We start from the raw sequence: 973 nt of genomic DNA, 5'->3' as shown, positions 1-973 counted from the left end.
GTAAGCATCCAATATTAGCCGACTTTCACACCAACAAATAACCCTTATATGTCTGGCAGCATATAAGGGTTATTTGTTATTTGAAGTTTGAAGGTAGCATTTTCGTGAGTTCCTCCTCCGTCATGTCCGGCAGGGGCCTTGAAAGAACTTCCTTCATCCATTTGTATGGCTCTATGTCTGCTTCCCTGCAACACGCCATGAAGGTATAGAAGATGGCGTTGTTCTCGGCTCCCTCATTGTTACCACAGAACAGGTAGTTCTTTCTTCCAAGCGTGATGGGCCTGATGGCCTGTTCCATGAGGTTGTTGTCTATATTGAAGCGTCCGTCTTGTACATACCTGCCAATGCGTATCCATACGGCGAAGGCATAACGCAGTGCCTTCTCCATAGCTTCGCCTGGGGTGTACTGTTTGTGTACATCCAACATATAGGTCTCCAAATACTTAAGAATAGGGTAAGCTTTAGCCTTTCGTTCTGTCTCCACTTCCTCGGGGGGTGCTTTCTTGTGTTTGAGGTTTTCCTCCAACTCATAAAGCGTGGCTATCGTTTCGATGATATGGGCGGCGTTTTTATCGTCAGCCGCCAGATGTTCGAACTTACGTCTCACATGTGCCATACATCCTAACAGCATGATGCCCTGAACGTTCTCAAACCTGCTGTAGACCTCATACCCATCAGACTGTATGGCACCCTGGTAGCCCTTGAAGAGCTCATCTACCACAGCGCCCGACCGCGCCCCGTCCTTCCAATGGAAGAACACACCCTGGGAGTGCATGGCGTCACGCACACCCCACAGGTATCCCTTGCGTGTCTTTCCCTTGCGGTCGGCAACCTGTACGCTGGTCTCGTCAACTTGAAGATAAGGACTTTGCAGGATCTGTCTTACTTGAAGTTTGTAAAGTGGATAAAGTGCATCGGCGGCATCGTGAACCCAACTGTTGACGGTTGAGGTGGGGATGTTCACGCCCAGTTC

The 973-nt window shown here is 49.3% G+C and carries 1 protein-coding gene; it reads right to left on the bottom strand.

All coding sequences use genetic code 11. The annotated features are described in order from the left end of the window. Positions 1-76: 76 nt before the first annotated feature. On the bottom strand, positions 77-973 hold an 897-nt coding region (tnpC, locus tag CZ367_RS13795), incomplete at its 5' end, for an IS66 family transposase (RefSeq protein WP_144006047.1).

This window comes from Prevotella ihumii (genome assembly GCF_900155655.1).
In the GTDB taxonomy this organism is placed as follows: domain Bacteria; phylum Bacteroidota; class Bacteroidia; order Bacteroidales; family Bacteroidaceae; genus Prevotella; species Prevotella ihumii.
Note: the sequence above shows the minus strand (reverse complement) of the source record. Positions and strands in the feature narration are given on the sequence as shown.